Below are 9,316 nucleotides of genomic sequence, written 5' to 3' on the forward strand. Positions count from 1 at the left end.
TCAGGCGTCTCCCGGGACATTTGCTTGCACGCCGCGCTTGCGGAAGAACTCTGCGAGCAACACGAGCATGGTAGAGAGCATGAGGATGCTCGTTCCGAGCGCCAACATGCCGGGAAGCTTGTTCGGAAAGCGGAGTTGGCCAAAGAGGTAAACGGGCAGCGTCGGGTCCGTGCCTGCCAGGAAGAAGGCGAGTACAAATTCATCAAACGAGGTGATGAAGCAAAGGAGGAGGCTTGAAATTACGCCGGGCAGGGCCAGTGGCAAGGTGACGCGATAGAACGTCATCCATGCATTCTCGCCCAGATCACGCGAGGCTTCCTCGAGTGATTTGTCGAACCCCTCCAGACGCGACATCAGCACGGTCATGGAAAATGGAATGCAAATGAAGACATGTGCGGCTCCAACGGTCCACAGCGAGAGCGCAATCCCCAGGAACTTCAGCATGATGATGAGGATGGCAACGCCGAATACAATTGAGGGTACGATGAGCGGCAGGGAGAATGCCGCCAGAATGATGGCGTTGCCAGGCAGTCTGTTGCGCGTGAGCGCGATCGCTGCCAGGAGACCAATCGCCGTTGCAATGATTGAACTGCAGACAGCCACTACAATACTGTTCCGGAGAGCATTCAGCATGCCGGTGTTGGCTGCCATGGTCCCATAATGCTTGAAGGTAAAGCCCTTCAAGGGAAAGGTTGTGAACAGACTGTCATTGAATGAGAAGAGCGGAATCATCAAGACAGGCCCGTAGAGAAAGATCATGAACAGGGCGGCGTATACGGTCAGCGGGCTGAATGTGTTGCGCACTCAGGACACCCGTGACCTGAGCTTGCGGAAGCCGATGACCCAGAAGAAGAACGCCACCAATGCGCCAATGATGAACATCATTATGATTGCGACAGCGGCTCCCAGTGGTGCATTGTTTTGACGCAAGAAAAGTTCCTGGATGAGGTTGCCGATCATGGTGCCGCCAGGCCCACCGACAAGCATTGGTGTTACATAGTCGCCGACCGTCGGTATGAAGACGAGCATGGCTGCGCCTATGGTGCCCGGTGCCGACAGCGGCAGTGTGACCCTCAAGAAGCGGCGCCACTTCGTGTCGCCAAGGTCGGTTGCCGCCTCGAGTAGCGACGGATCGATCTTCTCGAGGGAGACATAGATGGGCAGCACGGTGAAGGCGATCCAGGCGTGCGCAAGTGTGATGGCCACTGCGGCGGGATTGTAGAGAAGAAATTCAAGCGGCTGATCGATGAGCCCCAGCGTCTTGAGCGCTGAATTGATGGCACCGTTGTAACCCAGGACGATCTTCCACGAGAACACCCGCAGGAGATAGCTTGTCCAGAATGGTATGGTGAGGAGAACGAGCCAAAGTGTCTTGTTGCGCTTGACCCGGAACGCAAGGAAATAGGCCATGGGATAGGCAAGAAGAATGACAAGCACCGTGGCCACGAGAGAAACCACAATCGACTTGAGCATGAGCACGGCTGGCGGCGGATATTTGAACGGGAAGGGAATGCCCATCCAGAAGAATGGTTCATCTGACGGCTCGATGATGGTCCAGTAATTGGCAAGAGTTGGCGTGCGATCAATCTCGAAGCCGCTCTGGGTCCAGAAACTCAAGGCCAGCAACGCCAGAAGCGGAGCGACCATCATCACTGCCATCACCAGGAAAGCGGGCGTCAGGAGTGCGTAGCCTGACATCCACGTCGACTTTTCTGTGTGTCGCATCATCGAAGCCATGACACTCGCTATTGCATGAGCGCCTTGGTGTCTCCCCAAACCTTGTTGTATTCGGTCTGCACCTGGTCCGAGACCTGGATGAAGAGCGTCCCATCCTTCATGTGCTGGATTGGATCTGTAAAGCCCATCTTGGCCACGGCCTGCTTGTCGGCGAGCTCGAATGACTTTGTGTTGGAGTGACCGAGCCCTGAGCCCTCGATGAGGGTCTTGCCGGTTTCAGGTGAAAGCCAGGCGTCAATGAAATCATAGGCCAATGCCTTGTCTGCCTTGCCGCTGTTGAGCAGCGTAAGTCCGCAGTACCAGGTGAAGAAGCCTTCCTTCGGGCGCGCATAGGCAACGGGAATGCCTTGGTCTGTGAGGTTCTTGACCGTGTCATTCCAGGCATAGGCCGCGACAATCTCGCCGGAGGCGAGGGCCTGATTGACTTCCGTTGGATCAGTCCACAGGAAGCGGCTGTTGGCAGTGCACTTCCTGCCCCACTTGTCTGCTGCTGCCTTAAGCTTGTCGCCGGTAGCCCAGGCTGCCTCCTTGTAACTCATGCCGTCAAGCATCAGGCCAAAAGTAATGCAGAGCTCACTGTCGAGCATTGCGACCTTGCCCGCATACTTGTCGTCATAGAAAATTCCCCAGCTCTCATTCTTCTTGAAGTCTTCATCCACGAGATCTGGTCGGTAGGCGATGGAAGCGTTTCCCCAGTCAGTCGGCGCCATGACAACCTTGCCGTCCATCACAACGCCGTCTGCAGTCTGTAGCGCCGGGAAGACATCTTTCCAGTTTGAGAGTTTTGTGACGTCAATTTCGGCGGCCACTTTCGCATTGACGAAGCGGTTGACCGAGTAGTTGCAGGGGTGCATCACATCGGCGGAGAAGCCTGCGAGCACCTTCGCCAGTGCATCTTCTTCCCCGGTGAAAATTGAGAAATTGGGCGTGCCATTCCTGTCGGAAAAGCTCTTGAAATAGGACGGATCGTCGTATCCGGCCCATTCAAGGCAGGTCAGTACGTCGGCAGCCTTTGGGAGCGAGGGTAAGGTCAGCATACCCACACCGAAAGCCGAGGCTTTCGTGAGCATGTCGCGGCGGCTCAGTTTGCCTTGCGACATCCGATCGATGAACTTGAGTCGCTGCATGTCATTCCCTCCAGCTTGCTTTTGGTCGCCGTGCAATGCGGTAACCTTTCTGAGTTGATGCTAGAATGAAAGAGGAGCTCTTGGAAAGAGTCTGTGTTGCAAATGAAGAACCGCCCCGAGACTGTCAGGAGGCATCCCGTCTGGGGTTTTCTGCTGAAGAGGATTGATCAGTCCTGGCAGTGACGGGTCCCGTCCGGTTGTGATCGGAGCCGCCTACGTAGGCGACACGCTGACCCCGGCGGTGCTCGCCCGCTGTGCCGCTCATCGTTCCTCAGTGCTTCAGGACATTATGGCCGGCGGTTTCACCAAGATCGATGTCGCCAAGCAGATCAGGGAGGGTAGCTAAGAGTCCGAGCCCGGCCTGATAAGCTGAAGATACACGGTCGGAACGAAAGTTGGAAAGCAGTCGGGTCATCGCCCGGCTGCTTCTTGTTGCAACGCGGGTTATCGCCCTTGTTCCGGATGGTGGGTTTTTGGCGCACCATTCGGAACAAAGACTGTAACCTCCATGTCATTGAAAGCAGTATCTAAATCAGGATTTGTATCCGCTACTAAGGTTCGCAGGAATGCGATCAACCCATGGTGCTTCAAGGCACAGCCTTTCCGTGGATACCCCTTCGATGTGGGCTAGGTTGGTGGGCGTTACTGGATCGCGATGACTGGCTCTTGCTGCTTACCGCAATTTCAGATGGCGGTCGGAATCATGGGTCGTCGACCACGATCGCGCTAGCCATGCCAAGGGCTAGCAGGTCCCGCACTGAGCATGCTCTGAGGGAGAGACATCCGTCCAGATACCCGAATATGAACGAATTAGGTATTTCTGCGGTTGTTGGCGGGACTATTTGACCCCACCAATGACCGTTGAGGAGAAATCGGTCATGTTGAGACGGCTGCTCGGAATTCTTGTTACGGTCATTACGGTGATGTTCGGCTCAGGCGTGATGCCGGCAATGTCCGCCGGAAAGCCGAACATGCTGTTCGTGATCATGGATGATGTCGGCATCGACCTGCTGAAGGCAATGGGCTACGGCGGCGTTACGCCACCCAAGACCCCGACGATCGACGAGATTGCGGAAAGCGGAATAAGGTTCAGGAATACATGGTCCATGCCCGAGTGCTCCAACGGGCGCATGGCGCTGCTGACAGGGAGCTATCCTTTCCGGACGAATGTCTATCAGGCAATTGGTCAAAGTGACCTCGCGAATTCGCAGGCTTCGCCATACGGCGTAACGGTAGCCCGCATGCTTAAACGGGCTGGATATAGGAGCGGCTTCTTCGGCAAGTATCACCTTGGTGGTCCCGAGAATAACAAAGCCGGCAACGGGGCACCGGGGAGTTTGGGATGGGACTACTTCTACGGCTGGGTCGGCGGGCTCCCAGCCTCGATCGACACGACGGCGGGTGGAGTGGCCGAGGCTGGAACCTACAAGTGCGGATATGTGCCTTCGATAGCCCGCCAAGTGAGTGATGAAGGCGCGAACACTGGCGCCTGCTATGTTCAAAGATCGAAAAGCAAAACCAGTTGCCATGAGATCAGTGGAGACACTCTGGGCGATTCGCCTGGCCTTGCCTGCCTGAATCTGGGTGGAATTCTCGTTCCGAACTCCGCATGCCAAGCCAATCCCCCCGGAACTCTCGACTTCGAGCGACAGAACGCCCACTACGTGTCACCCCTCGTCATCAATCGCGGAACGCGCGCGAGCGAACTCCCGGTCACTGATCCGCGAGGGCGCAACTACCGCTCCTCGATCGAGGTCAATGCGGCGATAAACTGGATCAACGCCAGCAAGCGAAGCGGGGCGCCGTGGATGGCAACCGTATCGTTCAGCGCTGATCATACGCCACTGCAGACCCCGCCCGGTCATCTCCTTTCACCGGCGACTAGACAAAAGCTTGCCGCCACGCTGGGGTCCCCCGGAAACTTGGGCACCGATTGCACCAATCCTTTAGTCCAGCGCATCTTGTCAGATGCCATGATAGAGGCGATGGACTCGGAACTGGGGCATCTGCTGACGTCAACCGGACTCGCAATGAGAGATAGCGCTGGTCAGCTGGTTTATGAACCTGAACGCACCAATACCCTGATTGTGATCGTCGGCGACAATGGGTCTGCTGGAATTACGGTACAGTTTCCATTCGATATGCTGCGTTCAAAGGCGTCGCCATACCAGACAGGTGTGTGGGTTCCGCTCATGGTTTCTGGGCCTATGGTCCGAGAGCCCAACCGCGACGTTCCGTACCTTGTGAGTGCCGCCGATGTTTACGGCCTGTTTGGCGAGGCGGCGGGCCTCAATCCGCAGAAAGAATCAAGACCGAACACGATCGATTCGAGCCCGCTCATGCCATATTTGAGGGACCCGCTGCAGCCGGCTATACGTACCTTCAACTATTCGGAGGGTGGTCTCAATATTCAAAAGAATGGTGCGCATAATGCACCATGCGTTATCGGCCGAACGAACAATGCGGGTGGAACATGCAGCCAAACTCCGATTAACAAGGGAGTTTGCGAAGACAACGGTGGAGTTTGGTGGGGCGAAGGCGCCACAGACCCAAGTGTCATTACACCAGTCGATGAATGCTGGCAGGTCAACCAGCAGATCTACGGATCTCTGACAGATACTTCCACTTACAGTTCCGCGAAAGTTGGGCAAGCACCACAGATCTACTACACGGCACGTGACACTCGCTTTAAGTTCATCCATAGCAACTGGAAGGACTACGACCCAACAACGCCGGGAGTTGCAACGTCTTATGACCTCGATGAACTCTACGAGGTAAATGAGAGTAAGAACCCAGATGAACTGAAACTCGACCGGGACGGTGACGCGCTGTACCTAAAGTCAAATGGGGTTGTAACTGTGAACCACCTTGCATCAGTCGATGGCGCCACCGAAGCGATGCAGGCACTCCAAAACTATATTGCAGAGTTGTTCGCGTCGCAGCCGCCTTGCCCAGGAGACGGAAATGGAGACCGCGTTGTCAACGTCAAGGACATCAAGGACTACTGGCGGACCGTAAGGACGTGGACTGGATCTAGCACCTTCGATTTCGACTACAACGCAGTTACCGATCGGAACGACTTGCAGGTGATCATGGAGAACATTCCAATGGACTGCCGCAGCTGACGGTGTGATAGGGTATCGAACTGTGCCATTGCAGTTACAATACGGGCGTAGGCAAGTTGTAGAGCGGTAGCTAACCAGGTTGCATGTCGTAGCCTAGCGAAGTAACTGATACGCCGAGGCGGCGCACCATGCGGAATAAATATTATAACTCCTGTTATAGATATGGACTTACAATGTTCCAAGGCAAAACGGCAGTTCATTGACCGTGCTTAGGATGGCAAGGCGTGTGAGGTGACCGCGTTTGTCTCGTGTGACGAGACTGCCTCGGGCAAGCGCCGATACCGTGCGCGTCGTCCGCATTGATGGTGAGGATTGGGTGTCGGGTCGCCCGCTTGGCCGAGAGCGAGGATGAAGCCTTTGCCCGAGGATTTTTCCTGCGCTTGTGGGGTGTTGGTGCCGGATCATCCTCTCTTGAGCGTCGGACCTCGGGCAAACCGCTCATTCGCTTTGAACAAGGCGCCGTGTTCTGCGGATACGCCGTCCGGCCGGGTCTCGACAGCAATGGCGAAATGCCCCTACACTCTTCTTAAAGGCGAATAACAAGCCTTGTCACAGGGAGCGAAACACTATGAAATTCAGGACTTTGCTTGCCGCCGCCGCAGGCGCCGTGATGCTCGTCTCGGGCACCACGATGGCCCTTGCCGAGAAGCTCGTCATCTCCAACTGGGATGGCTACATGCCCAAGGACATGGCGGAGAAGTTCAAGGCCGCCACCGGCATTGACCTCGAGATCGCGGTTCACGCCACCAACGAGGAGATTATGGGCAAGGTCACGGCCTCGGGCGGCGAAGGCTATGACGTGCTCTTCGTATCCTCGCCCTTTGCTGAGGCGCTAAACAACCTGGGCCTGCTGGCCCCCATCGACCATTCCAAGATCCCGAACCTCGCCAACCTCTATCCGGAGGCCAACGAGCTCAAGCATGACCCGGGCAACACCTTCTCGGTGCCCTATACCTGGGGCACCACCGGGCTCTGCTACCGCTCCGACATGGTCAAGACTGCACCCACGAGCTGGAACGACCTGCTGAGCCCCACGGACGATCTCAAGGGCAAGATCACCATGCTGTCGACCGACCGCTGGCTGATGGCGGCGGGCTTCCTCGCCGACGGCCTGTCGGTCAACACCACCGACCAGGCAGACCTCGACAAGGTGCGCGACCAGCTGATCGCCGCCAAGCGCAACCTGCTGGCCTATGACGACACCACTTTTTATTCGAAGCTCGTCTCCGGCGAGGCGCTGATGGTGCAGGCCTGGGACGGCTGGTGCAACTACGGCATCACCGACAAGCCGGACATCAAATACGTGATCCCCAAGGAAGGCTCCGACCTATGGGTCGACACCATGGTGGTCACCAAGGCCTCGAAGAACCCGGAAGCCGCGGCCAAGTTCATCGACTTCGTGATGAACGCCGAGAACGGCAAGTGGGTGGTCGAGAACATCATGTACAAGTCGCCCAACAAGGCGGGCATGGAGGCGGTGGACAAGTCGCTGTTCGAGAAATACCCGAACATGTCGATCACCCCGGCGGAGCTGCTGAAATACGAGCAGCTGCGCGATCTCGGCAACGGCATGAAGGCCTTCTCCAAGACCGTCTCCGAAGTGATGGCTGCCAAGTGAAGCCAGAAACGTCTCTCCCGGCCCGGTCGGGAGAGACGTGATCACCCTCATGAACGCTCGTTCCGGCACGTGGCTCCTGATGCTGCCAGGCTTGTTGTGGCTTGGCCTGCTGATGGTCGTCCCGTGCCTTCTCATCTTCGTGCTGATCTTCTTCGAGCGCGGCATCTATGGCGGCATCGACTGGAGTGCACCGACGTTCGAGAACGTCACACGCGTCTTCGACCCGCTCTATCTCACGATTTTTCTCGACAGCGCCATTATTGCCGGCACGGCCACGCTGATCGCCCTGCTCATCGGCTATCCGGCGGCCTATGCCATCGCCAGGGCGCCGGCATCGCGGCAGACGGCAATGCTGTTCCTCGCCATCCTGCCGTTCTGGACCAACTACCTGATCCGCACCTATGCCTGGATCGTGCTGCTCAACCCCGCCGGCCTGATCAACAACCTGGTGATCGGCCTCGGCCTGCGCAGCGAACCCATGACGCTGCTCTACACCAAGCCCGCCGTGGTGCTGGGGCTGGTCTACAGCTACACGCCCTTCGTCATCCTTGCGATCTACTCCGCCCTGCAGCGGCTCGACCCGTCCTATGCGGAAGCCTCGCGCGACTTAGGGGCGGGCGCCTTCCAGACCTTCCTGCGCATCACGCTGCCCTTGACGGCACCCGGCGTGGCGGCGGGAGCCGTCTTCGTCTTCGTGCTGTCGATAGGCAACTTCGTGACGCCGGATCTGCTGGGCGGCGGCAAGTTCCAGATGGTGGGCAACCTCATCTACGACCAGTTCCTCTCGGCACGGGACTGGCCATTCGGCGCTGCACTTTCGGCCCTGCTGATCGGCCTGATGATGCTGCTTCTCTTCGCGCAGGCCATTGCCTCCCTCCGGGCACGGGGTGACCATGCGCGCGCTTAATGGCTGGCTCCTCGCCGTCTATGGCTTCCTCTACCTGCCTATCGCTGTGCTGATGGTGCTGAGCTTCAACCGCTCGGGCATGCCGACGGCCTGGGGCGGCTTCTCGCTCGAATGGTATGGCAAGCTGGCTGAGAACCCGAAGATCCTCAGCGCGGCCTGGAACTCGCTGGTGGTGGCGGTCTGGGCCACCGCAATCTCCACCGTGCTTGGCACGCTGCTGGCGCTGGGCGTCGAGCGGGCACGGCCATCGACCTCGCGAGAGGCGCTTCTGTTCGCACCCATGATCATTCCCGACATCGTGCTGGCGATTGCGCTTCTTTCCTTCTTCACGCTGATCAAGTTCTCGCTGGGGCTGCGCTCCATCGTGATGGCGCACGTGGTGTTCAACCTTGCCTTCGTCTGCGCCGTGGTGCGGGCGCGGCTCAAGTCCTACGACTGGTCGCTCAACGAGGCCTCGCGCGACTTGGGAGCCACCGCCACCGTAACCTTTTTCCGCATCACCCTGCCCCTCATCGGGCCATCCGTGCTGGCGGGCGCGTTGCTGGCCTTCACGCTGTCGATCGATGAATTTATCATCGCCTATTTCACTGCGGGCGCCGGGCAGTCTTCCACCACGCTGCCGATGCAGATCTATGCCATGATCCGCTTCGGCGTGACGCCCGAAATCAATGCTATGGCCACCGTGGTCATGGGTGTGAGCTTCGTCATTATCCTCGCCGCCCAGCGCCTCAACAAGGGCCGGCTGCCGGGAACGTGACGCACCAAAGGGAACAACAGGGAGCAAGACGAATGGCGAAGACGG

Annotated in this window: 8 protein-coding genes; 4 read left to right on the forward strand and 4 right to left on the reverse strand. The window is 57.8% G+C overall.

Features of this window, described 5'->3' with window-relative positions:
• The 4 genes from WCJ41_RS07435 to WCJ41_RS07450 all read right to left on the reverse strand — a co-directional run bounded on the left by WCJ41_RS07435 (position 1) and on the right by WCJ41_RS07450 (position 3,279).
• Positions 1–804, reverse strand: coding sequence for an ABC transporter permease (locus WCJ41_RS07435; protein WP_336905210.1), 804 nt, complete (start codon positions 802–804; stop codon positions 1–3).
• The gene (locus WCJ41_RS07440) at positions 805–1,728 is read right to left on the reverse strand and encodes an ABC transporter permease (protein WP_336905211.1); all 924 of its coding nucleotides are present in this window, start codon (positions 1,726–1,728) and stop codon (positions 805–807) included.
• A gap of 17 nt (positions 1,729–1,745) precedes the next feature.
• Positions 1,746–2,900: an extracellular solute-binding protein gene (locus tag WCJ41_RS07445; protein WP_336905212.1), complete on the reverse strand. Its 1,155-nt coding sequence runs from the start codon at positions 2,898–2,900 to the stop codon at positions 1,746–1,748.
• Between the two features lie 235 nt (positions 2,901–3,135).
• The gene (locus tag WCJ41_RS07450; protein ID WP_336905213.1) at positions 3,136–3,279 is read right to left on the reverse strand and encodes a hypothetical protein; all 144 of its coding nucleotides are present in this window, start codon (positions 3,277–3,279) and stop codon (positions 3,136–3,138) included.
• Between the two features lie 439 nt (positions 3,280–3,718).
• Between WCJ41_RS07450 and WCJ41_RS07455 the strand changes: the two genes are divergently transcribed.
• The 4 genes from WCJ41_RS07455 to WCJ41_RS07470 all read left to right on the forward strand — a co-directional run bounded on the left by WCJ41_RS07455 (position 3,719) and on the right by WCJ41_RS07470 (position 9,271).
• On the forward strand, positions 3,719–5,989 hold the full coding sequence (locus WCJ41_RS07455; RefSeq protein WP_336905214.1) for a sulfatase-like hydrolase/transferase: 2,271 nt from the start codon (positions 3,719–3,721) through the stop codon (positions 5,987–5,989).
• Positions 5,990–6,557: 568 nt separating this feature from the next.
• Positions 6,558–7,607: a spermidine/putrescine ABC transporter substrate-binding protein gene (locus tag WCJ41_RS07460; protein ID WP_336905215.1), complete on the forward strand. Its 1,050-nt coding sequence runs from the start codon at positions 6,558–6,560 to the stop codon at positions 7,605–7,607.
• Positions 7,608–7,656: 49 nt separating this feature from the next.
• Positions 7,657–8,514: an ABC transporter permease gene (locus tag WCJ41_RS07465; protein WP_336905216.1), complete on the forward strand. Its 858-nt coding sequence runs from the start codon at positions 7,657–7,659 to the stop codon at positions 8,512–8,514.
• Positions 8,501–9,271 carry an ABC transporter permease gene (locus WCJ41_RS07470; RefSeq protein WP_336905217.1) on the forward strand — a complete coding sequence of 257 codons (771 nt, stop codon included), beginning with the start codon at positions 8,501–8,503 and terminating at the stop codon, positions 9,269–9,271. The genes WCJ41_RS07465 and WCJ41_RS07470 overlap by 14 nt, the downstream gene beginning before the upstream one ends.
• Positions 9,272–9,316: the final 45 nt, after the last annotated feature.

Source organism: Aestuariivirga sp., assembly GCF_037139295.1.
GTDB lineage: Bacteria > Pseudomonadota > Alphaproteobacteria > Rhizobiales > Aestuariivirgaceae > Aestuariivirga.